The organism is Lactobacillus sp. IBH004, from assembly GCF_026185255.2.
GTDB lineage: Bacteria > Bacillota > Bacilli > Lactobacillales > Lactobacillaceae > Lactobacillus > Lactobacillus melliventris.
The window spans coordinates 1,405,010-1,430,850 of record NZ_CP110217.2; the positions used below are offsets into that span (position 1 = coordinate 1,405,010).

Consider the following 25,841-nt stretch of genomic DNA (forward strand, 5'->3'; position numbering starts at 1 on the left):
ATCTGACGTTTTTTGCCTTTCTTTTATTCAAATAACTACACCTTATTAGATTTTTTATTTAATCAGCATCTATAATACATTTGATTTTAGGTGCTACTAGTTTTTCCATCACTTTCATATCCACTGGCCTATATGCAGTATCTATACACTCGTCCCAATATTCTAAGTGTTTTTGATCAATATAACTATCCGAATCTTCGACTGCATTTCCTCCTTCTCCTTGCATAGAATACCAATAAAAGTATGTGTAACCATCCGCACACTCCTCTTTAAATACAGTCTCAATATACATTCTTTCTCCCGCCATTGTTGCTACAGTATCTTGATGATGTTCATTTAAAAAGTCCATCCATTCCTGTGCCTTCGCTTCTTTTCCTTTTTTAATGCGAAAACGGGTTAATTCAGTTTTTGTCATAATTCTACTTTAATCCTATCTAATCTAAACAAAAGGTACCGAACTTATGTTGGTGCCTTAATTTTTTATAATAAATGGTGTAATTCGTTAAAAATAAATAATTAGCGCTTTCTTAAGACCTAGTTTGAATAACATTTATTTGACTAAATTTCAAAAAGCTTTTAATATCAGGTATTCCCACACTTTTCTGAAAACACTGTTTCAATAAATTTCAACTAACTTCATCTGAATGGTGTGAATTTACTTCCAAAATATATGAATTGAGCTTATAAATATTAGCAACTCAAACCACTCGATAACTTACTTTGGTTACAATCTTGTAGGACACTCCCAGTTAATTATTTTACTTTCTTTACCTTCCGTTCCATTAAATCTGCAATTACAGCGGGAATAATTGCAATAAAAGCAGTCCCTCTTTCTCCCCAGATTAGTATCCCGACTGCGAGTACAATTGAAACTATTGCTAAAGCAACAGCTATTTGATGATATAATTTTTTACTCATAATAGTTCAAGCTCCTAACTACTTAAATGTGTTGGAATATACTTTTGTTGAAATTATCATTGAAACGATTGATATTACTGCAATTAAGATACAGCTTGCGATTACTAGCAGTAAAGAATTAGTATTACTAATCCAAGTGATGAACAATAGACCCCAAGTCGTTTTCTGCAAAATATAAATCACTCCCATGATAAGGACTAAGATCAGTATATTTACGATTGTGCTGCCAAACGTACCGAAAGCATAAACTGCTGGAAGTAAGAGAACTACATACATGATACCAATCAATAAGCCAACTATCGCTATCAATATATGGATTTGCAGACTAAATTGTTGGAAAATCAGAGCAGTGCCAATGCTTAAAATTAAAGTTATAAAGCTAATAAATAGAATTAAAGAAATACAAAAAATGTATCTAGCCAAAACTATGTTTTTTTTAGGAATAGGGAAAACACCGACAAATCTGTTCCATCCATTTTCTTGGTCAGCAACTAATAGACTAGTTGGTATTGATGCTAAACCAATCGGTCCCATGATTGAGAGAAAAATCGTTCCAGACTCTCTACAAAAAATTGTCACCAAAAGTAGTACTAATATAATTAGCAATCTACCTATTAAACTTACCTTATTTAATATAAGTTGCAAATCCTTATAGAGAAGTCCCTTCATCTATCCTCACTCCTTTTACTAAAAATAGCAATATTTCTTCTAATGAAGCATAATCTTTATAATCAACACTTTCTTGTGATACATCAACTAGATATTGAACCAAGTTATCTTGGCATAATTTATATTTGATGTTTTTCAATGGCAAGCCTGTTATTTCGGTTTTAATTGTATAGTGGTTAAGCAATTCGCTCCGGACACCCTTTAATAAAATAATGCCATTTTTAATAAAAATAAAATAGTCAGCAACTTGTTCTAAATCGCTTAAGATATGTGAAGACAATAATACCGTCATTTGATTATCGCTTACATATTCTTTTAGCAAAGACAAGATTTCTTTCCTTATAATTGGATCAAGCCCACTGGTTGCTTCATCAGCAATTAAGAGTCTTGGGTGATAAGAAAGCGTAGCAGCAAAATTTAATTTAACAAGCATCCCTCTTGAAAAATTACTAATAGGCTTATTGGTAGGCAAATCAAACTCATCAATTAAATTGTGATAGAGTTTTTTATCCCACCGGGAATAAATTTTTTCTAGCATTTTTTCAATTTGTTGAACAGAAAATGAGTTTGGAAAATAATTTTGCTCCAAAATTACACCTAAGTTAAGTTTTATCTGGTATTCATCTTTAACATAATCTAAACCAAAAATTTTTACATTGCCTATTTCACTTTTTATTTGATTTAATAGTAAATTCAAAAAAGTTGACTTACCTGACCCATTTTCACCAATTAAACCAACAATACTACCTTCATTTATTTTTAAATTGTTAATTTGTAGTTGAAAATCTGCGTACCGCTTACTTAAATTTAGCACATCTATTACCGGTTTGGAACCCATTTTATACCTCACTAAGATTGCAACATCATATATATAACCATTAAACTACTTCAAATTAGGATTATCAAAGTCAAACAGCATATTGCTTTTTTAAAGTATTGATGTGAAAGTGTGTGAATTTAGCTAAAAAGTACCAAAAAAACACTCCATGGTGTGAACCATGAAGTGTTTTGAAACTTTGATATAATCGTGTTGATTAACGTTTACTAAATTGTGAAGCCTTACGAGCCTTCTTAAGACCTGGTTTCTTACGTTCAACCATTCTTGGATCACGAGTTAAGAAACCTGCCTTCTTCAGTGGACCACGAAAATCAGGATCTACTTCAAGAAGAGCACGAGCAATTCCTAAACGAATAGCTCCAGCTTGACCTGAGAAACCTCCGCCATTGACATTAACCTTAACATCATATTGATTTTCAGTTTCAGTCAAAGTCAATGGTTGCTTCAAATCCTTAACTAAATTAGGAAAAGGAATGTATTGATCAATATCTTTATTATTAGCGGTAATTTTACCACTACCTGGTACTAAACGAACACGAGCAACAGAATTCTTGCGCCGACCAGTACCTGCATATGCGACTTGTTGTGCCATTATTTAACCTCCTAGATTAATTTGTTAATGTCTAATTTTTCAGGCTTTTGTGCTTCGTGCTTATGGTCAGCACCAGCATAAACATGCATCTTCATAAACTCTTGGTGACCAAGAGTGTTTTTAGGAAGCATACCCTTAACTGACAATTCAACTAATCTAACTGGATTATTAGCCAGCAAGTCTCCGGCTGGAGTGGCCTTTATGCCACCACGGTAATCAGAGTGATGGTAGTAAATCTTGTCAGTAGCTTTCTTACCTGTTAACTTTAGTTTAGCGGCATTAATAATAATGACGTTATCTCCAGTGTCAACGTTTGGTGTATATTGAGGCTTATTCTTACCTCTTAAAATAGTTGCTACTGCTGTTGACAGACGACCTAAAGATACATCTGTTGCGTCAATAACATACCACTTACGTTCAATTTCATTAGGTTTCGCTAATTGTGTAGTACGCAATTTAATTTCCTCCGTTTATACGTTGTTTGAAAACAATAAGATTCCGGGGCCTATCGTGGACAAACATACTTTAATATAATAATTCTTTTCAACTAAAAAGTCAATATTATTCCCTGTCGAGCCTATATTTTTTAGGTATATCATCATAAAAAACATGATATAAGAATAACCCACTTGCCTGAGCAGTTTCTCTTACCTGCTCCCGATCCTTTGCCATTATTACCCGGGGAATATCATTAACAGGACGCTTACCCCTACCAATTTCTAATAACATTGCTACTAAAATACGGACCATATTGTAAAGAAAACCAGAGCAGATAAAATCAAAGACAATTTCATTATTCTGCTTATCTTTTTGGATATTTACATAAAACATCGTGCGAACCTTGTTCTTAATTTGGCCTCCACTAGCTGCAAAGCTGGTAAAATCGTGCGTTCCCAGTAAATCAAAGGCTGCCCTTTTCATTTTTTCCACATCAACTGGGTAAGGATAGTGCCCCGTATAGAGGCGCTTAAAGGGATCGACAAATCTGTCTAAACTAACACGATAGCGATACCACTTACCTTTAGCGCTATACCGCACATGAAATTTTTCATCAACTATCTCACATTTTTTAAAAACAATGTCTAGCGGCATCAGCGAATTTAAAGCACAAATCATTCTTTCTGGCGGAATTTCTTTATCAGGATAGTCGAAATGAATTACCTGGCCCAATGCATGAACTCCTGCATCTGTACGTCCTGAACCCTCAACAACCACATTTTTGCCCTTAGTCATTTTAGATAACGCGGCTTCAATCGTTCCTTGCACAGTTCTTTGACGAGGTTGATACTGGAAGCCATGGAAAAGGTGTCCGTCATAAGCAACCGTCATTTTATATCTTGTTGTCATTAATGTGTCCTAAATATTAATAAAAGCCCTAATAGTAAAATGAAATAAATCAAGTTAATAAGATCAACATTGGACCATTTTAGAATTCTAAATTTTGTCCTACCTTGATCTCCACGATAACCACGTGATTCCATCGCAGTTGATAAATCAATCGCTGTTTCTAACGAATTAATAAATAGTGGAACCAGGAGAGGGGTAATCGCCTTTGCCCTGGTAACTAGCCCGCCATTATTAAAATCTGCACCTCGTGAACGTTGGGCATTCATAATTTTTAAAGTTTCATCAAATAAAGTTGGTACAAATCGTAAAGCTATTGACATTATCAGAGCGATCTTATCGACCGGAACATGAACTATTTTTAATGGTTTCAATAGCCATTCGATAGCATCAGCAATCTCCAGTGGCTTAGTAGTAACAGTCATTACTGTAGAAATTAAGATGATCACTGTAAAGCGGATAAAAATATAAATAGCATTAGTGATACCATAACTAGACAATGCAAAAATTGTCCACTGCCAATAGACAGTTCCACCAACTGAGAAAAACAACTGCAAAAAGGACGTGAACAAAATTAACCAAATTAGGGGTTTTACTCCATCCCAAAAGACTTTTGGTTTTAGCTTAGTGGCAGCTACAGCAGCTATACTAAAAATGGTTACAATTAGATAAGTAACTGGATTATTGGCTAAAAATACGAATAAAATAAAAATAATAGTTGCTAGTAATTTTCCTCTTGGATCCATACGATAAATTATCGAGTCACCAGCTACATACCGGCCAATTAAGATTTTACTCACATTCTCACCCCTTTAAATTGGTTTCTATATCTTTTACCAAGTCAGCTATAGTTAATGGTAATTTTGCAAAATGATAGTTTTGCAATTTAGTTGCAAACAAGGAAGACTTAGGCTCTTCTAAATGATGTTCTTGTAACCAATTACGATCTTTAAAAATGTCTCTTGGTGCAGCTTGTTTAATCATTTTGCCATGTTCCATGACCAAAACATTTTCAGCATAATTAGCTACATCATCCATATTATGAGTAACTAATATTACAGTATGCCCTTCTTTTTGATATTCAGAAAAAAGTGCCATCATTTGTTTACGTGCTTCAGGATCAAGACCAGCGGCTGGTTCATCTAAACAGAGAATATCTGGCTCATAAGCCATAACACCGGCTATCGCTACCCTTCTCATTTGTCCACCAGATAATTCAAAAGGTGATCGTTTACCAATCTCTTCAGGTAAGCCAACTTTTTTTAACCAAAACTTGGCACTTGCAAGAGCTTTTTCATTATCATAGCCAAAGTTTTTAGGCCCAAAAGCAATATCATCTATTACTGTATTTTCAAATAGTTGTGCTTCTGGAAATTGAAAAACCAGACTAACATGTCTTCTCAATTCTTTTAAATTTTTATTGGTAGTTTCTGGTGTGATAGTTGTGCCAGCTATTTCTATTTTCCCAGATGTAGGTCTAATTAGAGCATTAAAATGTTGCATAAGTGTCGATTTACCACTACCAGTATGACCAATTATTGCATTAAAAGAACCATCTTGCAGCTTAAAAGAAACATTGTCTAAACCTTTTTTTTCAAGTGGTGTTTCTGGAGAATAAATGTAACTTACATGTTCGAATTTAATTGACATAAGTAATTGATCAACTCTTTTTCTGAATCTATACTAGCTGGAATTTTAACAGAGTCAGCCAGTAACTTTGCTTTGACTTGCTCATAAAATGGTACATCCAAGCCCAACTTTTTCAACAGATCAACTTGACTAAAGACATCTTTAGTACTGCCCTTAGTAATTAATTTACCATCATTCATTACTAAAACCTGGTCAGCCATATTAGCTTCATCAATATCATGCGTAATTGAGATTACTGTCAAGTCATATTTATTCTTCATCGCTTGCACTATTGATAATATTTGGTCTCTACCTTCTGGATCAAGCATTGACGTAGCTTCATCCAGCACAATAATCTTAGGTTTAATAGCCAGAATCCCAGCAATTGCTACTCTTTGTTTTTGTCCTCCTGAAAGATTTGCAGGTTCAGCATTGGTGTATTCGCTCATCCCCACTGCTTTAATTGCTTCAGGAACAATCTTTACCATTTCAGAGTGAGAAACACCGCGATTCTCTAGGCCAAATGCGACATCATCAGCCACTGTAGCTCCCACAAATTGATTGTCAGGATTTTGAAAGACAATTCCAACTTTGTTTCGAACTTCCCAAACGGTATCATCATTTAATTTTAAGCCGTCCACTTCAATTTCAGGTTTTCCTTTTTCATCAGGTACCAGTAAACCATTAATCAGGCGGATAATTGTCGACTTTCCACTGCCATTATGGCCAATAATTGATGTCCATGAACCCCGTTTAATATCAAGACTAATGTTGTCTATAGCGGGAGTTTCTGACTCTGGATACGTAAAGCTTACATTTTTTATTTTGATAATACTGTCAGTTGTCATACTCTCACCATCCTAAAAAGTCTGATTCAATTGTACCAAAAATATTATGATTTCTGAACCATGTTTGCAATCTTTCTATTTTTATCATTACTATCTGGCTTTTTTTAATAAATTTTAGCAATATCACAAGGAGTAGCTTTTAATTAAGTGATTTTTACTTTGTTTGCAGCTGTGTAATTCATTTTGCCTCACTAAATTAAAGTATTAAAACTGAATATGAGGTAAAAGTCAATTAAGTTTTATTTACACACTGTCTATTAACTAAAATCTAAAGCAAAAAAAATCATCCATGAGGAGGGATAAATTACTTCATCTAAGCTAGACTAAACTTTCGTCATCATCTTAACGCTTATTCTCACTCTCACGGATAATTCTTAATAGCTATTAAGTTTAGATTATTCGAATTAAACTAATTCTAAAATAACCATTGGAGCTGCATCACCTTTACGGGCAGTAGCAAGCTTCATAATTCTGGTGTAACCACCATTTCTGTCTTTGTAACGAGGTGCCACATCGCTAAAAAGCTTCTGTAAAGCTGATTTAACAACTACTGCATCTTTTTCTTCATGAATATCTGCAACTTCATCACGAATAAAAGCAGCGGCTCTTCTTCTTGCGGCTAAATCTCCACGCTTACCTAAAGTGATCATCTTTTCGGCAGTCTTGCGAACTTCTTTAGCACGTGTTTCAGTAGTAGTAATGCGTTCATTCATGATCAATTGAGTAGTCATTTCTCTTAACATTGCTTTTCTATGTGCACTGTCTCGTCCCAATTTACGGTATGCCATCAGTTTACCTCCTTTATTTTTCGAAATTAATCTTCTTGACGAAGTGATAGTCCCAAGTCAGCTAACTTGTTTTTAACTTCTTCCAACGATTTCCGTCCTAAATTGCGTACACGCATCATATCTGCTTCTGTCTTATCAGTCAGTTCTTGCAGTGTATTAATTCCGGCACGTTTAAGACAATTGTATGAACGAACAGAAAGATCAAGCTCTTCAATTGTCATTTCAAGCTTCTTTTCTGCCGTATCGTCCTCTTTTTCAACCATCACATCATTGAATTTAGTATTTGCATCAGCAGTTTCAAACACTTTAAAGTGTGCGACTAAAATTTTAGCAGCGAAACTGAGGGCATCGTTAGGCTTGATTGAACCATCTGTCCAAATCTCTAAGGTGAGCTTATCAAAATCGTCTCTTTTACCAACACGAGTAGATTCAACTTGGTAATTAACTTTCTTTATTGGTGAAAACAAAGAATCAACCGGAATAACCCCAATTGGCATATCCTCACTCTTGTTGTCACTTGCTGCAACGTAGCCACGGCCATTTTGAACAGCAATTTGCATATGCAAATGACCACCATCAGCAATAGTACAAATATATTGATCAGGATTCAGGATTTGAATATCAGCGTCAGCTTTAAGATCATCGGCGGTTACAGTAGCCGGACCCTCTACGTCAATTTCAATAATTTTTTGTTCATCTGAAAAAGACTTTAATTCAAGTTTCTTAAGGTTCAGGATTATCTTAGCGACATCTTCTCTTACGCCTGGAACGGTTGAGAATTCGTGTAAGACATCATCTATTTGAACGTAAACAAGTCCTGTACCTGGGATAGATGTCAGTAAAACTCTACGTAATGAGTTACCTAAAGTAGTACCAAAGCCTCGTTCAAGTGGTTCAATAACAAATTTACCATACGACTTTTCTTGGTCCACAACGGTAATATTTGGTTTTTCAAATTCAATCATTACTAGGCCCCTTTCAAAACGCAATGTCCTTCATTAAGAACAAAATTAAACACGACGACGTTTTGGTGGTCTAGAACCATTGTGAGGAACTGGGGTAACATCACGAATTGCAGTGATTTCAAGCCCAGTCGCTTGTAGCGATCTAATAGCAGATTCACGGCCAGCACCAGGACCTTTAACAGAAACTTCAACATGTTTCATGCCTTGATCCATTGCGCTCTTAGCTGCTGCTTCGGCTGCCATTTGTGCCGCAAATGGTGTAGACTTACGACTACCTTTAAAGCCTAATGCACCAGCTGAAGACCAAGCAATTGCATTGCCTTGAACGTCAGTAATCATGACTAAAGTATTGTTAAACGTAGAATGGATATGAGCAACGCCTTTTTCAACGTGCTTCTTCACACGGCGTTTACGTGCTGTTTTAGGCATCAATAAACCTCCTTAAAATTTTTATTTATTCTTTTTACTACCCTTACGTGTACGAGCATTATTCTTGGTATTTTGACCACGAACTGGAAGTCCACGACGGTGGCGAATACCACGATATGAACCAATATCAATTAACCGCTTAATGTTCATGCTGACTTCTCTACGTAAGTCACCTTCAACACGGTATTTATCAACTTCTGCACGAAGCTTCTCTTGGTCATCTGGAGTCAAATCTTTTGAACGTATGTCTTCAGAAACACCAGCATCCGCACAAATCTTTTGTGCTGTTGGTTCACCAATACCATAAATATAAGTTAATGCAACAACTATTCTTTTATCTCTTGGTAAGTCAACACCAGCAATACGTGCCATAAATTGCACCTCCTATTTTTCTAACCTTGACGTTGCTTGTGCTTTGGATTTGCAGAGCAAATAACCATTACACGACCATTTCTTTTAATTATCTTACAATGTTCACACATTGGTTTAACAGATGGTCTAACCTTCATGTTTCCCTCCGTTATTACTTTATAAATCGATAAGTTATTCTACCTTTAGTTAAATCATAAGGAGAAAGTTCAACTGTAACACGGTCTCCAGGTAAAATTCGAATATAATGCATTCTAATCTTACCGGAAACATGTGCTAAAATCACTGCTCCATTTTCCAATTCAACTTTAAACATAGCATTAGGCAAGGTATCAACAACCTTACCTTTTACTTCTATGACATCATCTTTTGCCAAAGCCGTTCCTCCGCATTTAAACAGTCATACTTTGAAATTATAACACGGAAAAGTAAATATACAAATTATTGCTTTTTACTTAAAACCGCATCAACATTCTTGAAAACTTCTTCAGGGGTTTGTTCACCATCAACAACAGTTAACAAACCTTTTTTCTGGTAAAAGTCCTTTAGCGGTGTATTCATCTTTTCATTTACTTCTAAACGATTTTTTACTACTTCAGGCTTGTCATCTTCACGTTGATAAAAGTCATGACTGCCACAACGATCACAAGTCCCTGTAACTTGGGGCATTTTTGTAATCTTATTATAAGTAGCACCACAATTTTTGCACATAAAGCGTGCTGACAAACGTTTTACTAAAGTTTCTTCTTTAACTTCTAGTGAAATTACGTTTGTTAATTGTTTATTGACGCGTTTAGCAATATCTTCAAAAAGTTCCGCCTGAACAATAGTCCGTGGAAAACCATCTAAGATGTAACCCTCTTTAATATCAGGTTGCCCTATACGTTCTTCAACTAATTTGGCAGTAACTTCGTCCGGTACCAAATCACCTTTATCAATGTAACTTTTAGCTTCAAGACCAACTTTAGTCTCATTAGCCATTGCTTCTCTAAACATATCCCCAGTTGAAATATGAGTTAGATGATATTTATCGACAATTTGTTCTGATACCGTACCTTTGCCAGCACCAGGCAAACCTAAAAGAAATATATTAATCATTTATCCGTCCCTATCTGATGAATCCAACGTATTCTCTCTTCATTAACAATCCGTTAATTTGACGAGATAGTTCCAAGACGACACCAATAACAATTAAAAGACTGGTACCGCCTAATCCAATTGAACTTGGTAAATCCCAAAAATTAGTAGCAAGTTGTGGTAATAAAGCTACAAGGCCTAAAAATACAGATCCTACTGTTGATAATCTTATCAATACCTTAGAAACATAATCTTGTGTATCTTTACCCGGCCAAACACTTGGGATATAAGCGCCCTGCTTCTGCAAATTCTTAGCCAGCTTCTCAGGGTTAACCTGAACAAAAGCATAGAAGAATGTGAAGAGAATTATTAAAACAGTATAAATTATAACCCCAGGTGTAGTTTGCATACTAAAGATATTAGTCATTATCTTGTACCACTGCTGGTCGCCTTGAGACTTTTGGAAAGCCATTAAAATTGTTGCCGGTGTGATGATGAAAGAACTAGCAAAAATAACTGGAATAACACCAGAAACATTAACTTTCAATGGCAAAAAACTTTCAGAGCCACTAATAGTTGCTCTTCTTGTATATTGTATTGGAATTCGGCGATCTGCCTGTTCTACCCATGTAACTACTTGCGTTACGATAAGTATTGCAATGATAATCGCGATGAAGAACAAAATCCCTTGCCAACGATCACTCGCACTGTTGTTAATAACGTCTTCTTTATATAGCTGCCACAGTCCTCGCGGTAGCCTAGCAATAATACCTGCAAAAATAATAACAGAAACTCCATTGCCCAGACCCTTATCAGTGATTTCATCACCTAACCAGGTTAGCAACATTGTTCCGGCAGTCATTACAATTGCAATCTCAAAGTAAGATTGCCAAGTCTGTGACTTGACTAAACCCATCTCAGTCAAAGCATTGAAACCAAGCGTGATACCAATACTTTGGATGAATGCCACAAACAATGCAAGTACACGGGTTACGTTATTAGTCTTACGGCGTCCTACTTCTCCTTGTTTACCCCATTCTACCAACGTCGGAACTATGTCCATTTGTAAAAGTTGAATAACAATTTGTGCAGTAATGTAAGGTGAAACACCTAAAGAGAATATTGAATAGTTATCAAGTCCACCACCAGAAACAGTATCCAGCATTGGGACCAAACCAGTTTGTGCAACTTGAGTAATCGCTTTTGCGTTGACACCTGGAACAGTGATATTAGCTCCAATTCGGTAAATCAAAAGAATAAAGAGTGTGAAATATATTTTATTTCTAATTTCTTTATCCTTAAAGGCGTTCTTCAAGGTCGAAAACATTAGATCACCTCAACAGATCCGCCTGCATCTTCAACTGCTTTCTTCGCAGCGGCGGAAACTTTGTTAATCTTTACGTTTAACTTAACTTTTAACTCACCTTTTGCAAGCAACTTAACGCCTGATAATTCTTTCTTTACCAAACCTTTTTCTTTAAGACTAGCAACTGTAACTTCGTTACCATCTTCAAACTTGTTTAAATCATCTAAGTTAATGATTGCATACTCTTTGCGGTTAACGTTCTTAAATCCACGCTTTGGCATAGTTCTGAATAATGGCATTTGACCACCTTCAAAGCCTAAACGGGTATGACCGCCTTGGCGAGACAATTGTCCCTTTTGGCCACGGCCAGAAGTTTTTCCAAAACCACTTGAAGTACCACGACCAACACGTTTTCTAGTATTGCGTGAACCTTCAGCAGCATGTAATTCATGAAGCTTCATTAATTTGGCACCTCCTCAATTAACTAATTATTAATTTCTTCAACTGAAATCAAGTGGGCAATTTTCATCAATGCACCACGAGTTGCAGCATTGTCTGGTAAAGTAGTTGTACTGTTAATTCTACCTAAACCAAGAGCTTTCACAACTTTTCTTTGGTTAGGCAGACGGTGTGCAGCACTTCTAATTAAAGTAACTTTTAATTCAGTCATTTATCCTGTCTCCCTAATCTAATTCAGCGTGACGAAGCTTTTCAACGTCTTCACTTGTTCTAAGTTTCTTCAAACCATCTATTGTTGCACGAACAACATTAATTGGAGTATTAGAACCAAGTGACTTGGAAGTAACATCAGCAATACCAGCCATATCCATAACGATACGAACGGCACCACCAGCAGCAACACCAGAACCAGCTGGAGCAGGTTTAATCATAATATTACCTGAGCCATAATGACCAATTACTTCATGAGGAATAGTAGTGCCAACCTTAGGAACTTTGATCATGTTCTTTTTACCAGCTTCAACGGCCTTACGGATTGCTTCTGGAACTTCTTGAGCTTTACCAGTACCAAAGCCTACACGACCTTTTTTGTCGCCAACGATTACCAAGGCAGCAAATCTCATTCGTTGACCACCCTTGACAACCTTGGTGACACGATTAATTGCTACTAACTGATCTTCGATGTCGTCCTTATTTCTGCGATTATTGCGAGAATCGTTGCGGTTTGCCATGTATTTATCTCCTTTCCTAGAACTCTAATCCGTTTTCACGAGCGGCATCTGCCAAAGCTGAAATACGGCCGTGGTATAAATAACCACTTCTGTCAAACACTACACTAGTAATGTTTTTAGCTTTCGCTGCTTCAGCAATATTCTTGCCAACAGCTTGAGCTTGTTCTACTTTAGTCTGATCCTTAGCTACAGCATCATCTAAAGTTGAGGCACTTGCTAGCGTTACACCCGCTACGTCATCAATTAATTGAGCGTAGATGTTTTTGTTTGAACGGAAAACGCTTAAGCGTGGGCGCTCAGCAGTACCAGAAATTTTGCTACGAATACGTTTGTGACGCTTTAAGCGCAATTTGTTCTTATCTGGTTTTGAAATCACAATTTCACCTCAAAAATTATTTTCTATTTACCTGTCTTACCTTCCTTACGACGTACATATTCGTCAGTATAACGAATACCTTTACCTTTGTAGGGCTCTGGTGGACGTACATCGCGAATTTCAGCAGCAAATTGTCCAACATTTTGCTTAGAAATTCCTTCTACTTCAATGTCTGTAGCTGAAGTAGCTTTCACTGAAACACCTTCTGGTGCAGTCATTACAACTGGGTGTGAGTAACCAACATTTAAAGTGAGTTTATTACCTTGTGCTGTTGCACGGTAACCAACACCGATTAACTTTAAAGTTTTCTTATATCCATCAACCACACCTTCAACCATAGAGGCTAAATTAGCTCTCTCGGTACCATGAAGAGCTTTGTCGCTTTCACTAGAACGTGAGAAGTTAATTTTACCATCTTCTTGTTTAAAAGTGATTTTTGGATCGAAATATCTGGTTAATTCACCTTTAGGTCCTTTAACAGTGATATTGTCACCCTTCTTGGTAACAGTGACACTATCTGGGACTTCAATTGTTTTTAAACCGATACGGCTCATTGATTGTTCTCCTTTCTGTCAGAATTACCATACATAGGCGATAACTTCGCCACCAACATCTTTTTGTCTTGCTTCCTTGTCGGTAATTACACCAGCAGAAGTAGAAACGATGGCAATACCTAAGCCATTAAGTACCTTAGGTAAATTTTCAGCGCTTACGTAAGTTCTAAGACCTGGCTTAGAAATTCGCTTTAAGCCTGAAATGACACGTTCTCCGTCAGGACCATATTTCAGGAAAATCTTAATCATACCTTGCTTGTTGTCATCGGTAACTTCGTAATCACGGATGAAGCCTTCGCGTTTCAAAATTTCTGAAATAGATTTTTTAATATTTGATGCAGGAACTTCAACTGAATTATGTTTTGCCATATTAGCATTTCTAATTCTAGTCAAGTAATCTGCGATCGGATCTGTCATGACCATTTATGCTATCCTCCTATCCGTATTACCAACTAGCCTTTTTAAGGCCAGGAATTTGACCTTTGTGAGCTAAATCTTTCAAGCAAATACGGCATAAGCCAAATTTACGATAAACAGAGCGTGGACGACCACATCTCTCGCAACGAGTGTATTCACGTGAAGAAAATTTAGCAGGACGATGATTTCTAATTTTTTGTGATGTCTTAGCCATTAATGTCCTCCATTATTTTGCAAACGGCATACCAAATTGACTTAGAAGTTCTCTAGCTTCCTCATCTGTATTGGCAGTAGTAACGATAACAACATCTAAACCCCTGGTTCTATTAACTTTATCAAAGTCAATTTCTGGGAAAATTAATTGTTCCTTAATACCTAAAGTGTAGTTACCACGACCATCAAATGAACGGCTTGAAACACCGCGGAAGTCGCGAACACGAGGAAGTGAAACACTGATTAACTTATACAAGAAGTCATACATTCTATCTCCTCTAAGTGTAACCTTAGCACCGATAGACATACCTTCACGCAAGCGGAAGTTAGCGATTGACTTTTTGGCTTTTGTTACCAAAGGCTTTTGACCTGAAATTAAAGTTAATTCTTCAACAGCTTCGTCTAAGTTTTTAGCGTTGGAAACAGCATCACCAACACCCATGTTCAAAACGATTTTCTCAATCTTTGGTACTTGCATAACTGAGCTGTAATCAAACTTTTCTTGCAATGCAGGAACAATTTTTTCTTTATATTCTTGAGCTAAATAATTTGCCATTTGTGTCCTCCCTTCTACTTCTTAGTTTCTTCTTTATTATCATTTGCTTTGCCTTCAGACTTTGCAATGACTTTAACGTTTGATGCATGAATTGAACCTTCTGATTCAACCACACCACCATTAGCATTAGTCTGTGAAGGCTTTTGGTGTTTCTTAATCTTATTAACGCCTTTAACAACCACACGGTTCTTTTTAACATTAACAGATAAAACAATGCCTTCTTTACCTTTGTCTTTTCCGGCAATAACTTTTACTTTGTCACCAGTTTTAACAAACATCAGTGCACCTCACTTATTATAAGACTTCAGGAGCAAGAGAGACGATTTTCATAAAGTCGTGCTCACGCAGCTCACGTGCAACAGGCCCAAAGATACGAGTACCGCGTGGGCTCTTATCTGCATTGATAACTACTCCAGCATTTTCATCAAACTTGATGTATGAACCATCTTCACGACGGGCGCCTGATTTTGTTCTAACAATGACGGCCTTGACAACGTCTCCTTTTTTGACAACGCCACCTGGTGTTGCTTGTTTAACAGTTGCTACCACAATATCACCAATGTTACCAGTCTTACGTCTTGATCCACCTAAGACTCTAATAACTAAAAGTTCTCTGGCACCTGAGTTATCAGCAACCTTCAAACGGGATTCATTTTGAATCACTATATAATCCTCCCCTCACTAAATCCGCAAAATTAAACAGATTTTTTAACAATTTTAACTAAACGAAAGCGCTTTGTACGAGATAATGGACGAGTTTCCATGATACGAACAGTATCGCCAACTTTAGCTTCATTTTTATCATCTTGTGCGTAGTATTTCTTTGAATATCTGATACGCTTCTTGTAAACAGGGTGATTCTTATAAGTATCAACAACTACAGTGATAGTTTTGTCATTCTTATCAGAAATTACTTGGCCTTGATATACGTGACGATGATTTCTTTCGATTGATTCGCTCAAGTTAATAACTCCCTTCCACTAATCTTTTTCCAATGCTTTTTCACTAAGAATTGTTTTAATTCTAGCAATATTTTTACGGACTTTGCTTAGGCGAGCGGTATTTTCTAATTGACCCGTTGCTTGTTGAAAACGCAAATTAAAGAGTTCTTCTTTGTATTGCTTTTCTTTGTCTAACATTTGATCAGTGGTTAATGCTCTGATTTCCTTAGCCTTCATTAGAATTGCCACCTACTTCCGAACTTCTAGACACGAACTTACATTTAATTGGAAGCTTAGTTGCAGCAAGTCTCAAAGCTTCACGAGCAGTTGCTTCGTTAACGCCACCAATTTCAAACATGATCTTTTCTCTCTTGACTACAGCTACCCAGCCTGCTGGTGCACCTTTACCAGAACCCATACGTACACCAACACCTTTAGCAGTGTAAGACTTTTGAGGGAAAATTCTAATCCAAACTTTACCGCCACGCTTCATATAACGAGTCATCGCAACACGAGCAGCTTCGATTTGTTGAGTAGTAATCCAGTGGGATTCAAGGGCTTCTAATCCATATTCACCAAAAGCGATAGTTTTACCACCCTTAGCGGCACCACGCATTTTACCACGAAACTCACGACGGTGTTTTACCCTTTTTGGTACTAGAGGCATTATTTGTTTCCTCCCTTCGCAGCTTTTTCGGGCTTCTTACTTTTAGAAGGTAAGATTTCACCCCGGTTAATCCATACTTGAACGCCAATTTCACCATAGGTGGTGTAAGCATTTACCCAAGCATAATCAATATCAGCTCTTAAAGTTTGTAATGGAACACGGCCTTCTGTATGCCATTCTCTTCTTGCCATGTCAGCACCATTTAAACGACCAGAAGTTTGTACTCTGATTCCTTTAGCACCGGCACGCATTGTTCTTTGAGTTGCTTGACGCGTAGCACGTCTAAAAGCAATACGAGCTTCAAGTTGACTAGCAATACTTTCAGCTACCAATTTAGCATCAAGATCTGGCTTCTTAATTTCAACAATATTAACGTGAACCTGCTTTTTAGTCAAAGCATTTAATTCTCTTCTCAGTGCTTCAACTTCAGAACCACCTTTACCAATCACCATACCTGGTTTAGAAGTATTGATTGATACGTTGATTCTATTGGCTGCACGTTCAATTTCAACAGTAGAAACAGAGGCATTCTTTAATTTCTTATCAATGAATTTTCTGATGCGCAGGTCTTCATTTAAGGTTTCTTTGTATCCTCTGTCAGCATACCATTTAGATTCCCAGTCACGTATCACGCCGAGACGAAAACCATTTGGGTTAATTTTCTGACCCATTAATATACCTCCCTTAATCGTTCTTTTCTGACACTACTACAACTACATGACTAGTTCTCTTGTTAATCGGAGAAGCCATACCCTTGGCACGTGGTCTAAATCTCTTTAAAGTAGCTCCCTCGTTTACGTATGCTTCAGACACATAAAGATTAGCACTTTCAAGATCGTAATTGTGTTCTGCATTTGCAATTGCTGAGCGTAAAACTTTTTCAACGATTGGGGAAGCAGCTCTAGGCGTAAATTGCAAGATTGCCAATGCTTCAGCCACGTCTTTGCCACGAATCAAATCAACGACTAAACGTGCTTTTCTTGGAGCAATACGAACTGTTCTTGCCTCTGCCTTAGCTGAACTAACTTGTTCTGCCATTTAAGTGTTTCTCCTTTCTCTATTTTGAAGTAGCCTTGTCGTCAGATGTCTTGTGTCCGCGGAAAGTTCTCGTTGGAACAAATTCACCTAACTTATGACCAACCATGTCCTCAGTAATGTATACTGGAACATGCTTTCTACCATCGTAAACAGCTATAGTCAAACCAACAAAAGAAGGAAAAATAGTTGAACGACGTGACCAAGTTTTAATAACCTGTTTTTTATCTGTGTCTGCTTGTGCATCAACTTTCTTTAATAAAGATGCATCAGCAAAAGGCCCTTTTTTAATACTACGGCTCATTAAATTACCCTCCTTCTATTATTTGCTACCCTTACGGTGACGAACAATCAATTTCTCGCTGGCTCTCTTACTATTTCTAGTCTTAATACCACGAGCTTTCTTGCCCCATGGAGTCATCGGTTGTGGACGACCTACAGGAGCCTTACCTTCACCACCACCATGTGGGTGATCGTTAGGGTTCATTACGGAACCACGAGACTGTGGGCGTCTACCCAACCAGCGACTGCGTCCAGCTTTACCTAATTGGATTAATGAATGTTGTTCATTACCTACGACACCGATAGTTGCACGACAAACTGATAAAATCTTGCGAACCTCACCACTTTGTAATTTAACTAATGTGTACTTACCATCATTGCCCAAAACTTGAGCGCTGGCTCCAGCACTTCTAACAAGCTGACCGCCTTTGCCAGGTCTTAATTCAATATTATGAATTGAAGTACCAGTTGGAATGTTCTTTAAAGGCAAAGCATTTCCTGGTTTAATATCTGCGTTAGCACCAGATTCAACCACATCGCCGACTGTTAAACCTTTTGGTGCCAGGATATAAGCTTTAATACCGTCAGTGTAGTGAAGAAGTGCAATATTAGCAGTTCTGTTTGGATCGTATTCGATAGCCTTAACTACAGCTTTAGCATTGTCTTTATTACGCTTAAAATCGATGATACGGTATTTTTGCTTATGTCCACCGCCACGGTGTCTACTTGTAATATGACCATAAGAGTTACGACCTGCAGTATGTGATTGTGACTCAAGTAGGGTACGTTCTGGTTTGCTCTTAGTAATTTCAGCAAAGTCAGAAGTAGTCATATTACGGCGACCATTTGTGGTTGGCTTATAAATTTTAATAGCCAATTGACTGACCTCCTATTACTTATTTTCTTCTTTATTGTTGCTATCGTCTTTGAAAATTTTGATATCGTTTGAATCTTCAGTTAAGGTAACTATTGCCTTACGGGTACGAGCTGTTTTGCCTGAATAACGGCCAACACGCTTATCCTTACCACGAACATTCATGATATTAACTTTTTTAACCTTAACATCAAAAATTTCTTCAACAGCATCACGAACTTGAGTCTTGGTTGCAGTTAAAAGCACGTTGAAAGTGTACTTCTTATCATCCATTAAGTTCGTTGACTTTTCAGTAATGACAGGTCTTAAAATGATATCATGTGCACTCATTTCGCTGAAGCCCCCTCAACATTCTTTTCAATCTTTTCAATAGCTTCTTTAGTCAAAACTAATTTGTCATAATTAACAACATCTTCAACATTCAAGCCATTAGCAGTGATTACCTTAACGTTTGGCAAGTTTCTAGCTGAATATTGAACATTCTTATCATCAGAAACAACTAAAACTTTGCCTTCAACTTTTAAGCCGTCCAAGATTGACTTGAATTCTTTGGTCTTAGGAGCTGACATTGTCAGTTGATCTAAAACTACTAAATCTTCATCAATCAATTTCTGGGAAAGAACAGACTTGATAGCCAAGCGCCGTTGCTTTCTTGGCATTGAGTATGCGTAAGAACGTGGAGTTGGTCCGAAAACTACACCACCGCCACGCCATTGTGGGGAACGGATAGAGCCTTGACGAGCACGTCCAGTACCCTTTTGTTTCCAAGGTTTCTTACCACCGCCGCGAACAGCGGATCTATTTTTGACCTTTGAGGTACCTTGACGTCTGCCAGCTCTCTGTCTGATAATTGCGTCAAAAACTACGCTTTCATTTGGCTTAATACCAAATACATCATCATTTAAAGTAACTTCACCAGCGTCTTTGCCTTTTTGATCGATAACTTTTAAATTAGCCATTCTAGTCCTCCTTCCTATTTATTAGTCTTTACAGCAGATCTAACAGTAAGCAATGAATTCTTAGCACCAGGTACATTACCCTTGATTAATAATACATTCTTATCTGCTACAACTTTTTCAATTACTAAGTTTTCAATGGTAACTTTCTTCATTCCCATGTGTCCTGGCAGGCGTTTGCCCTTAGGAACACGGTTGATAATGGAACCCATTGAACCAGGAATTCTGTGATATCTTGAACCGTGAGTTTCTGGTCCACGTGATTGGCCCCAACGTTTAATGTTACCTTGGTATCCATGACCTCTTGTAGTACCAGTGACGTCAACTACGTCACCTTCCTTAAATGTGTCCACAGTAACTTCTGAGCCGACTTCGTAGTCCTTAAGCTCAACTCCGCGGATTTCACGTATGAAGCGCTTAGGCGAAGTCTTTGCTTTTGCAGCATGACCTTTTTCTGGTTTGTTGCTCAAAACTTCACGCTTGTCTTGGTATCCTAATTGAATTGCTTCGTAGCCGTCAGATTCAACTGTCTTAACTTGCATAACAACGTTAGGAGTTGCTTCAACAACAGTTACAGGCACAAGGATACCATCTTTAGTGAAGATTTGGGTCATACCAACTTTTCTTCCTAAGATTCCTTTGGTCATGATTACACCTCTTTCTTTTAAAAATTAAAGTTTAATTTCGATGTCAACACCGCTTGGTAAATCAAGCTTCATTAAAGAGTCAACAGTCTTAGGTGTTGGATTTAAAATATCGATTAAACGCTTATGCGTACGAATTTCAAATTGTTCACGTGAATCTTTGTTCTTATGTGGTGAACGTAAAACAGTAAACAATACCCTTTCTGTTGGCAGTGGAACAGGACCTGAAATTTCAGCTCCAGTTCTCTTAGCAGTAGCTACAATTTTAGCAGCTGATTCATCGAGAATACCATGTTCGTATGACTTAAGTCTGATACGAATTGATTGACTTGCCATTAAATTACCTCCTCAACGTCTTCTTTAAAAGATGACTAGCTTCCACAAAAATTCCCGGCACTACCTCTGTGGCAATGCAGCCTGGTGTGCCGCAACCTTTTGTATCAACGCTTTACAACAAAATGTGCTTTTAGGGCAGAAAAAGCCCTAGACACACAAAAGATAGTATACCTGTTTTAAGCTTGAATATCAAGGCTTAAAGGATATTTTTCTTGACTTTATATCAGCAATTATAAAATTTTAACTTTTATAAAGTAATATTTTTTAGCAGCAACTAAAATACAACAGGGAATATTTTATAGCAATGTTTTTGCTCAATTTGGTGAAAATAACTAGGTTAGGTTGACATGACAAAATCTAGTTTATAAAGACAGAGTTTATTATTAAAATTACATTGCGCATAAAAAAGAGCTACTGGATCTACCAATAGCTCTTATATCAATTTTAAAATTATACCCCATTAACTATCAGAAATTATTCTGCGTTACCCCCACGCTTTTTAATAATTTCTTCTTGGATAGATTTAGGAGTTGGTGAATAGTGGTCAAAGACCATTGTAAACGTACCACGACCCTGTGTTGAAGAACGCAAAGTAGTAGCATAACCAAACATTTCTGCAAGTGGAACCATTGAATTCAACACCTTAGCTCCAGCACGGTCTTGCATATTATCCATTGTACCACGACGAGCTGTAATGGAACCCATTACGTCACCTAAGTAATCTTCAGGTGTGATTACTTGAACCTTCATAATAGGTTCAAGGATAACAGCACCAGCTTTAGGAGCCGCATTTCTCAAAGCCAATGAAGCAGCAACCTTGAAAGCAGCTTCAGATGAGTCGACTTCGTGGTAACTACCATCATAAAGTTTAGCCTTGACATCAATCAACGGGTAACCAGCTAAGATACCATTTTTCATGGATTCTTGCAGACCTGCATCAACAGCTGGAATAAATTCGCGAGGAACAACACCACCAACAATGGCGTCTTCAAATTCGTAACCTTTTCCTCTTTCATTTGGAGTAAATTCAATCCAAACGTCACCGTATTGACCCTTACCACCAGACTGACGAACAAACTTACCTTGTGCTTTAGCAGGCTTAGTGAAGGTTTCACGATAGGCAACTTGTGGTTCACCAATCTTAGCTTCAACATGGAATTCACGCTTCATACGTTCAACCATGATTTGCAGGTGCAATTCACCCATTCCGGAGATCAAAGTTTGACCAGTTTCAGCATTAGTTTCTGCTCTAAAAGTTGGATCCTCTTCAGTCAGTTTTTGCAAGGCAACATCAAGCTTATCACGGTCAGCTTTAGATTCTGGCTCAATTGAAACTTGAATAACTGGATCTGGAACTTCCAAACTTTCCAAAATTAATGGGTGGTCAGGATCAGTTAAGGAATCACCAGTAGTAGTGTTCTTTAACCCAATGGCACCAGCAATATCACCTGAGAAGACTTCAGGAATTTCACTTCTTGAGTTGGCATGCATTTGCAACAAACGGCCAACACGTTCACGGCCATTCTTTGAAGCATTCAAAACATATGAACCTGATTCAAGTGAACCAGTGTAAACACGAATATAAGTTAAACGACCAACAAATGGGTCAGTAGCAATCTTAAATGCTAAAGCAGAGAATGGCTTTTCGTCTCCAGCAACTAGTTCAACTTCCTCACCAGTTTTTGGATCGTGAGCAACATAAGGCTTAACATCTAATGGAGATGGTAAGTAGTCAACTACACCATCAAGCATCATTTGCACACCCTTGTTCTTGAATGCTGAACCTGCAAATACTGGGAAAATCTTCAAATCCAATGTAGCTTTACGAATAGCAGCCTTTAATTCATCAACGGAAATTTCGTCACCATTAAGATACTTTTCCATGATGTCATCATCAACGTCTGCTACTTGTTCAATTAACTCACCGCGACGCTTTTCTGCTTCTTCTTTATACTCATCAGGAACAGGAATAGTGTCCCACTTGGAACCAAGTTTATCTTCATCATAAACATCAGCTACCATGTTGAGTAAGTCTATAACACCCTCAAAGCTCTCTGCAGAACCAATTGGCATTTGAACAGCCAGAGCATTGGCATTTAAACGTTCATGTAAAGACTTAACAGAATTATCAAAATCTGCACCAATCTTGTCCATCTTGTTTACAAAAACAATTCGAGGAACACCGTAAGTTTCAGCTTGACGCCAAACATTTTCAGTCTGAGGTTCAACTCCGGCTTGGGCATCAAGAACAGTAACAGCACCATCAAGTACACGAAGTGAACGCTCTACCTCAATAGTGAAGTCAACGTGTCCTGGGGTATCAATAATGTTAATTCTGTAATCATGCCATTGTGCTGTAGTAGCAGCTGAAGTAATGGTAATACCACGTTCTTTTTCTTCATCCATCCAGTCCATTTGGGAATCACCCTCATGGGTTTCGCCGATTTTATGGATTTTTCCAGTGTAATAAAGAATACGCTCTGTAGTAGTAGTCTTACCCGCATCAATGTGGGCCATAATACCAATGTTACGTGTTTTTTCTAATGGAAATTCACGCTTATTAGCCATAGATTTTTTCCTTTCCCTAAAAAATTAGAAACGATAGTGTGCAAATGCACGGTTGGCTTCAGCCATACGGTGAACATCTTCACGCTTTTTAACAGCTGAGCCAGTATTGTTTGAAGCATCGATAATTTCATTAGCTAAGCGTTCATCCATAGTATGTTCATTACGTAAACGAGCATATGAAACTAACCATCTTAAACCAAGAGTAGTTCTTCTTTCAGGACGAACTTCTACTGGGATCTGGTAGTTTGAACCACCAATACGGCGTGCTCTAACTTCCAAAACTGGCATAATATTGTTCATAGCTTCTTCAAAAACATCGAGTGGCTCCTTGCCAGTCTTTTCTTTAACAATGTCAAAAGCATCATAAAGGATTGAAGATGCCTTAGCTCTCTTACCATCAATCATTAAGTGGTTGATCAACTTGGTTACGAGCTTTGAATTGTATACTGGATCCGCTAAAATATCTCTTTTAGCAACGTGTCCTTTTCTAGGCATTATTTACTCCTCCTTAATCTTTCTTGGCACCGTACTTGGAACGGCCTTGCTTTCTACCATCAACACCCGCAGTATCTAACGCACCGCGGATAATGTGATAACGAACACCAGGAAGGTCCTTTACACGACCACCACGAATTAAAACAACTGAGTGTTCTTGCAAATTATGGCCTTCACCTGGAATGTATGCAGTTACTTCGATCAAGTTTGAAAGACGAACACGAGCATATTTCCGTAAAGCTGAGTTTGGCTTCTTTGGTGTCATGGTACCTACACGAGTAGCTACTCCACGCATTTGAGGTGCTGGGTTAGCTACTAGCTCTTTCTTCATACTGTTGTAGCCGTAGCTTAAAGCAGGTGACTTTGATTTAGTCGTCTTGTTGTGACGGCCTTTTCTTACCAATTGGTTAATGGTTGGCATTAAATTTTCCTCCTAAAAAAATTATTTTGTTCACACATCCAGGAGTTTCTTTTTTTGGTCCCAGATAAATCTTCAAAATACACAATGACTATTGTACTCGCTTGAATCAAAAATGCAAATTATTTTTATTAGCTAAAAAATTTATATTAGTTTTTTCGTATTTAGTTCTAGTGGGGTAATAAAATGAACTTGATTTTTAAAATTAGCAATTTTTTGATTGGAACCTGTCTGGCTTCTCATGCCTGCGTTATTGTCGAAAGAGCTGGAAAAGAAGACTTTATTTTTAGCCGGTCAAAATGCACTAACTGTAATCAGCAACTAAACATATTTGATGAGATACCATTAATTTCTTATTTATTACTCAAAGGTCGGTGTCGTTATTGCAAAATTCAGATTCCTGCTGAATATTTTATAACAGAGTTTTTAGGAGGATTTACTTTCCTTAAGATCGATTTTAGCAATCCTCATGATGCAATCACAGCGATTGTCTTGTTTAACATACTCCTAGCTGCTATCAGTGATTATCAGTCAAAAGAGTTTGATATTGCGTTCGTTGCTCCAACCTTTTTTATTTCAGCTTTGCGTATAATTAAAACTTTTCCGCAAATCAATATTACAGATTTAGTGGAGTTTTGTCCCATTTTTTTACTTTTTCTTTATGAAACAATAAAAAATAAAATTGGCAAGGGAGATTTAATAATCTATCTTGTTTTAACTTTTTGTTTTGACCCTAAATTTGCCAATTTAACTTTTTTGACTGCCTCAATTATTCTACTCACCTTTTTTATTGTTAGTGAAGTAAGCAAAAAAGAACCTGTAGCATTTATTCCTTTCATTTATATTGGTTTAATCATACAGCTTTTGAGCAACTAAAAAAGCTGCATCCCACAACCGATAATGCAGCACTTTATGAATCTAAAATAATTTACAAATAAATACTAACCGTATCTTGCCATTAAATGTTGCAAGCTCGGCAGCAAAACGATGGCTATTACCACACCAACAACTCCTTGAATGGTATTGGTAAAAAGACTAGCAAGGCCTGCAGCAAAAGTATAAAGAACTGTATTAGTGATAAAATAGCCGGCTACCATAAAAAATACTCCTACTACTCCGGCAATTACCCCCTTGACTATTTGATTTCTTAAATTCCAGTATTTAAAGACCAATCCGACAAAGAAACCTTCTAAACCATGGACAACAAGAGAAAAGAGCATAAACTGGCCATATCCACCAAGAAGATCAAGTAAAAATCCTGAAAGTCCGCCAACTATACCACCGGCAACTGGCCCATATAATAATGCTACTAAATAAATAATTGCATCACATAAATTGATATTACCGTGAGTCAAAGGCATAGGAATAATGAAAATACGACTGACAACAACGTTAATCGCAGTTAATAATGCTAATAATACCAGTTGTTTTAAAGAAAAATCGTCTTCCTTCACCATCAACATCTCCCTCGTGACTTTTTCCGATTATAACATTATTTAATAAAATTATCACTAATCATTCATAAAATTACAAATGACAAAATTTTT

General features: G+C 37.2%; 44 protein-coding genes. 1 reads left to right on the forward strand and 43 read right to left on the reverse strand.

The genetic code is table 11. The features are described 5' to 3' along the window. Positions 1-58: 58 nt before the first annotated feature. From LDX54_RS07080 to rpsL, 42 genes are all read right to left on the reverse strand, one after another. A complete protein-coding gene (locus LDX54_RS07080) occupies positions 59-415 on the reverse strand; it encodes a DUF6176 family protein (RefSeq protein WP_122026341.1) in 357 nt (118 codons plus the stop codon). A 338-nt stretch (positions 416-753) separates the two neighbouring features. After that, positions 754-918, reverse strand: a complete 165-nt coding sequence (locus LDX54_RS07085) for a hypothetical protein (RefSeq protein WP_265667606.1) — start codon at positions 916-918, stop codon at positions 754-756. Between the two features lie 18 nt (positions 919-936). Next, a complete protein-coding gene (locus LDX54_RS07090) occupies positions 937-1,587 on the reverse strand; it encodes an ABC-2 transporter permease (RefSeq protein WP_265667605.1) in 651 nt (216 codons plus the stop codon). Beyond that, positions 1,568-2,425 (reverse strand): ABC transporter ATP-binding protein, encoded by an 858-nt coding sequence (locus LDX54_RS07095; protein ID WP_265667604.1) that lies wholly within the window; start codon positions 2,423-2,425, stop codon positions 1,568-1,570. Before LDX54_RS07095 ends, LDX54_RS07090 begins: the two co-directional genes overlap by 20 nt. 196 nt (positions 2,426-2,621) lie before the next feature. Further along, on the reverse strand, positions 2,622-3,017 hold the full coding sequence (rpsI, locus tag LDX54_RS07100; protein WP_034980394.1) for a 30S ribosomal protein S9: 396 nt from the start codon (positions 3,015-3,017) through the stop codon (positions 2,622-2,624). An 11-nt stretch (positions 3,018-3,028) separates the two neighbouring features. Further along, positions 3,029-3,472 carry a 50S ribosomal protein L13 gene (gene rplM / locus LDX54_RS07105; protein ID WP_122037880.1) on the reverse strand — a complete coding sequence of 148 codons (444 nt, stop codon included), beginning with the start codon at positions 3,470-3,472 and terminating at the stop codon, positions 3,029-3,031. Between the two features lie 106 nt (positions 3,473-3,578). Further along, on the reverse strand, positions 3,579-4,364 hold the full coding sequence (gene truA, locus LDX54_RS07110) for a tRNA pseudouridine(38-40) synthase TruA (RefSeq protein WP_265667603.1): 786 nt from the start codon (positions 4,362-4,364) through the stop codon (positions 3,579-3,581). Beyond that, positions 4,364-5,161: an energy-coupling factor transporter transmembrane component T gene (locus LDX54_RS07115; protein WP_265667602.1), complete on the reverse strand. Its 798-nt coding sequence runs from the start codon at positions 5,159-5,161 to the stop codon at positions 4,364-4,366. The genes truA and LDX54_RS07115 overlap by 1 nt, the downstream gene beginning before the upstream one ends. Before the next feature lie 4 nt (positions 5,162-5,165). Beyond that, complete coding sequence (locus tag LDX54_RS07120; protein WP_265667601.1) at positions 5,166-6,011, reverse strand: energy-coupling factor transporter ATPase; 846 nt, start codon at positions 6,009-6,011, stop codon at positions 5,166-5,168. Next, complete coding sequence (locus LDX54_RS07125; protein ID WP_265667599.1) at positions 5,987-6,838, reverse strand: energy-coupling factor transporter ATPase; 852 nt, start codon at positions 6,836-6,838, stop codon at positions 5,987-5,989. The genes LDX54_RS07120 and LDX54_RS07125 overlap by 25 nt, the downstream gene beginning before the upstream one ends. A 404-nt stretch (positions 6,839-7,242) precedes the next feature. Further along, positions 7,243-7,626, reverse strand: coding sequence for a 50S ribosomal protein L17 (gene rplQ / locus LDX54_RS07130; RefSeq protein ID WP_046325341.1), 384 nt, complete (start codon positions 7,624-7,626; stop codon positions 7,243-7,245). 26 nt (positions 7,627-7,652) lie between these two features. After that, entirely contained in the window at positions 7,653-8,591 is a 939-nt protein-coding gene (locus tag LDX54_RS07135; protein WP_046325342.1) for a DNA-directed RNA polymerase subunit alpha, read from the reverse strand. A 45-nt stretch (positions 8,592-8,636) separates the two neighbouring features. Continuing rightward, complete coding sequence (gene rpsK, locus LDX54_RS07140) at positions 8,637-9,020, reverse strand: 30S ribosomal protein S11 (RefSeq protein WP_034980403.1); 384 nt, start codon at positions 9,018-9,020, stop codon at positions 8,637-8,639. Between the two features lie 21 nt (positions 9,021-9,041). Next, positions 9,042-9,392, reverse strand: coding sequence for a 30S ribosomal protein S13 (gene rpsM / locus LDX54_RS07145; RefSeq protein ID WP_034980405.1), 351 nt, complete (start codon positions 9,390-9,392; stop codon positions 9,042-9,044). Positions 9,393-9,412: 20 nt separating this feature from the next. Beyond that, positions 9,413-9,529: a 50S ribosomal protein L36 gene (gene rpmJ / locus LDX54_RS07150; RefSeq protein ID WP_006729432.1), complete on the reverse strand. Its 117-nt coding sequence runs from the start codon at positions 9,527-9,529 to the stop codon at positions 9,413-9,415. A gap of 14 nt (positions 9,530-9,543) precedes the next feature. Beyond that, on the reverse strand, positions 9,544-9,765 hold the full coding sequence (gene infA / locus LDX54_RS07155) for a translation initiation factor IF-1 (protein WP_034980408.1): 222 nt from the start codon (positions 9,763-9,765) through the stop codon (positions 9,544-9,546). 65 nt (positions 9,766-9,830) lie between these two features. After that, positions 9,831-10,487 (reverse strand): adenylate kinase, encoded by a 657-nt coding sequence (locus tag LDX54_RS07160; protein ID WP_110446427.1) that lies wholly within the window; start codon positions 10,485-10,487, stop codon positions 9,831-9,833. Between the two features lie 10 nt (positions 10,488-10,497). Further along, positions 10,498-11,793, reverse strand: a complete 1,296-nt coding sequence (secY, locus tag LDX54_RS07165) for a preprotein translocase subunit SecY (RefSeq protein ID WP_110446428.1) — start codon at positions 11,791-11,793, stop codon at positions 10,498-10,500. Next, positions 11,793-12,233, reverse strand: a complete 441-nt coding sequence (gene rplO, locus LDX54_RS07170) for a 50S ribosomal protein L15 (RefSeq protein ID WP_046325345.1) — start codon at positions 12,231-12,233, stop codon at positions 11,793-11,795. The genes secY and rplO overlap by 1 nt, the downstream gene beginning before the upstream one ends. Before the next feature lie 23 nt (positions 12,234-12,256). Continuing rightward, positions 12,257-12,442 carry a 50S ribosomal protein L30 gene (rpmD, locus tag LDX54_RS07175; protein WP_046325346.1) on the reverse strand — a complete coding sequence of 62 codons (186 nt, stop codon included), beginning with the start codon at positions 12,440-12,442 and terminating at the stop codon, positions 12,257-12,259. A gap of 13 nt (positions 12,443-12,455) precedes the next feature. Further along, a complete protein-coding gene (gene rpsE / locus LDX54_RS07180; RefSeq protein ID WP_046325347.1) occupies positions 12,456-12,962 on the reverse strand; it encodes a 30S ribosomal protein S5 in 507 nt (168 codons plus the stop codon). A gap of 16 nt (positions 12,963-12,978) precedes the next feature. Next, complete coding sequence (gene rplR, locus LDX54_RS07185) at positions 12,979-13,338, reverse strand: 50S ribosomal protein L18 (protein WP_046325348.1); 360 nt, start codon at positions 13,336-13,338, stop codon at positions 12,979-12,981. A gap of 23 nt (positions 13,339-13,361) precedes the next feature. Beyond that, positions 13,362-13,892: a 50S ribosomal protein L6 gene (gene rplF, locus LDX54_RS07190; RefSeq protein ID WP_034980425.1), complete on the reverse strand. Its 531-nt coding sequence runs from the start codon at positions 13,890-13,892 to the stop codon at positions 13,362-13,364. 24 nt (positions 13,893-13,916) lie between these two features. Then, on the reverse strand, positions 13,917-14,315 hold the full coding sequence (rpsH, locus tag LDX54_RS07195) for a 30S ribosomal protein S8 (protein ID WP_046325349.1): 399 nt from the start codon (positions 14,313-14,315) through the stop codon (positions 13,917-13,919). Positions 14,316-14,337: 22 nt separating this feature from the next. Next, complete coding sequence (locus tag LDX54_RS07200) at positions 14,338-14,523, reverse strand: type Z 30S ribosomal protein S14 (RefSeq protein ID WP_034980430.1); 186 nt, start codon at positions 14,521-14,523, stop codon at positions 14,338-14,340. A gap of 12 nt (positions 14,524-14,535) precedes the next feature. Beyond that, complete coding sequence (rplE, locus tag LDX54_RS07205; protein ID WP_046325350.1) at positions 14,536-15,078, reverse strand: 50S ribosomal protein L5; 543 nt, start codon at positions 15,076-15,078, stop codon at positions 14,536-14,538. Between the two features lie 14 nt (positions 15,079-15,092). Then, positions 15,093-15,356: a 50S ribosomal protein L24 gene (rplX, locus tag LDX54_RS07210; protein WP_046325351.1), complete on the reverse strand. Its 264-nt coding sequence runs from the start codon at positions 15,354-15,356 to the stop codon at positions 15,093-15,095. Positions 15,357-15,372: 16 nt separating this feature from the next. After that, a complete protein-coding gene (gene rplN / locus LDX54_RS07215) occupies positions 15,373-15,741 on the reverse strand; it encodes a 50S ribosomal protein L14 (protein WP_034980437.1) in 369 nt (122 codons plus the stop codon). 32 nt (positions 15,742-15,773) lie between these two features. Next, positions 15,774-16,040 carry a 30S ribosomal protein S17 gene (gene rpsQ, locus LDX54_RS07220; protein WP_034980439.1) on the reverse strand — a complete coding sequence of 89 codons (267 nt, stop codon included), beginning with the start codon at positions 16,038-16,040 and terminating at the stop codon, positions 15,774-15,776. Positions 16,041-16,058: 18 nt separating this feature from the next. After that, positions 16,059-16,256: a 50S ribosomal protein L29 gene (gene rpmC, locus LDX54_RS07225; RefSeq protein ID WP_046325352.1), complete on the reverse strand. Its 198-nt coding sequence runs from the start codon at positions 16,254-16,256 to the stop codon at positions 16,059-16,061. Beyond that, positions 16,246-16,686 carry a 50S ribosomal protein L16 gene (rplP, locus tag LDX54_RS07230; RefSeq protein ID WP_046325353.1) on the reverse strand — a complete coding sequence of 147 codons (441 nt, stop codon included), beginning with the start codon at positions 16,684-16,686 and terminating at the stop codon, positions 16,246-16,248. Before rplP ends, rpmC begins: the two co-directional genes overlap by 11 nt. Beyond that, the gene (gene rpsC / locus LDX54_RS07235; RefSeq protein WP_046325354.1) at positions 16,686-17,357 is read right to left on the reverse strand and encodes a 30S ribosomal protein S3; all 672 of its coding nucleotides are present in this window, start codon (positions 17,355-17,357) and stop codon (positions 16,686-16,688) included. Before rpsC ends, rplP begins: the two co-directional genes overlap by 1 nt. A gap of 13 nt (positions 17,358-17,370) precedes the next feature. After that, a complete protein-coding gene (gene rplV, locus LDX54_RS07240; RefSeq protein ID WP_265667596.1) occupies positions 17,371-17,724 on the reverse strand; it encodes a 50S ribosomal protein L22 in 354 nt (117 codons plus the stop codon). Positions 17,725-17,743: 19 nt separating this feature from the next. Beyond that, positions 17,744-18,025: a 30S ribosomal protein S19 gene (gene rpsS, locus LDX54_RS07245; protein WP_038523755.1), complete on the reverse strand. Its 282-nt coding sequence runs from the start codon at positions 18,023-18,025 to the stop codon at positions 17,744-17,746. Positions 18,026-18,043: 18 nt separating this feature from the next. Next, positions 18,044-18,880: a 50S ribosomal protein L2 gene (gene rplB, locus LDX54_RS07250; RefSeq protein WP_034980459.1), complete on the reverse strand. Its 837-nt coding sequence runs from the start codon at positions 18,878-18,880 to the stop codon at positions 18,044-18,046. Positions 18,881-18,895: 15 nt separating this feature from the next. Beyond that, a complete protein-coding gene (gene rplW, locus LDX54_RS07255; RefSeq protein WP_046325355.1) occupies positions 18,896-19,207 on the reverse strand; it encodes a 50S ribosomal protein L23 in 312 nt (103 codons plus the stop codon). Next, positions 19,204-19,836 (reverse strand): 50S ribosomal protein L4, encoded by a 633-nt coding sequence (gene rplD, locus LDX54_RS07260; protein WP_046325356.1) that lies wholly within the window; start codon positions 19,834-19,836, stop codon positions 19,204-19,206. The genes rplW and rplD overlap by 4 nt, the downstream gene beginning before the upstream one ends. 14 nt (positions 19,837-19,850) lie before the next feature. After that, positions 19,851-20,480 (reverse strand): 50S ribosomal protein L3, encoded by a 630-nt coding sequence (gene rplC, locus LDX54_RS07265; protein WP_046325357.1) that lies wholly within the window; start codon positions 20,478-20,480, stop codon positions 19,851-19,853. A gap of 24 nt (positions 20,481-20,504) precedes the next feature. Then, entirely contained in the window at positions 20,505-20,813 is a 309-nt protein-coding gene (gene rpsJ, locus LDX54_RS07270) for a 30S ribosomal protein S10 (protein ID WP_045928455.1), read from the reverse strand. A gap of 474 nt (positions 20,814-21,287) precedes the next feature. Further along, a complete protein-coding gene (gene fusA / locus LDX54_RS07275; protein WP_046325358.1) occupies positions 21,288-23,381 on the reverse strand; it encodes an elongation factor G in 2,094 nt (697 codons plus the stop codon). A 24-nt stretch (positions 23,382-23,405) separates the two neighbouring features. Next, entirely contained in the window at positions 23,406-23,876 is a 471-nt protein-coding gene (gene rpsG / locus LDX54_RS07280; RefSeq protein WP_034980476.1) for a 30S ribosomal protein S7, read from the reverse strand. A gap of 13 nt (positions 23,877-23,889) precedes the next feature. After that, the gene (gene rpsL, locus LDX54_RS07285) at positions 23,890-24,297 is read right to left on the reverse strand and encodes a 30S ribosomal protein S12 (protein WP_110446429.1); all 408 of its coding nucleotides are present in this window, start codon (positions 24,295-24,297) and stop codon (positions 23,890-23,892) included. A gap of 183 nt (positions 24,298-24,480) precedes the next feature. On the opposite strand from rpsL, the gene LDX54_RS07290 reads away from it, so the two are divergent. Continuing rightward, positions 24,481-25,170: an A24 family peptidase gene (locus tag LDX54_RS07290; RefSeq protein ID WP_265667594.1), complete on the forward strand. Its 690-nt coding sequence runs from the start codon at positions 24,481-24,483 to the stop codon at positions 25,168-25,170. Between the two features lie 65 nt (positions 25,171-25,235). Here the strand turns inward: LDX54_RS07290 and LDX54_RS07295 are convergent, their stop codons facing one another. Next, positions 25,236-25,751: an ECF transporter S component gene (locus tag LDX54_RS07295; RefSeq protein WP_046325361.1), complete on the reverse strand. Its 516-nt coding sequence runs from the start codon at positions 25,749-25,751 to the stop codon at positions 25,236-25,238. Positions 25,752-25,841: the final 90 nt, after the last annotated feature.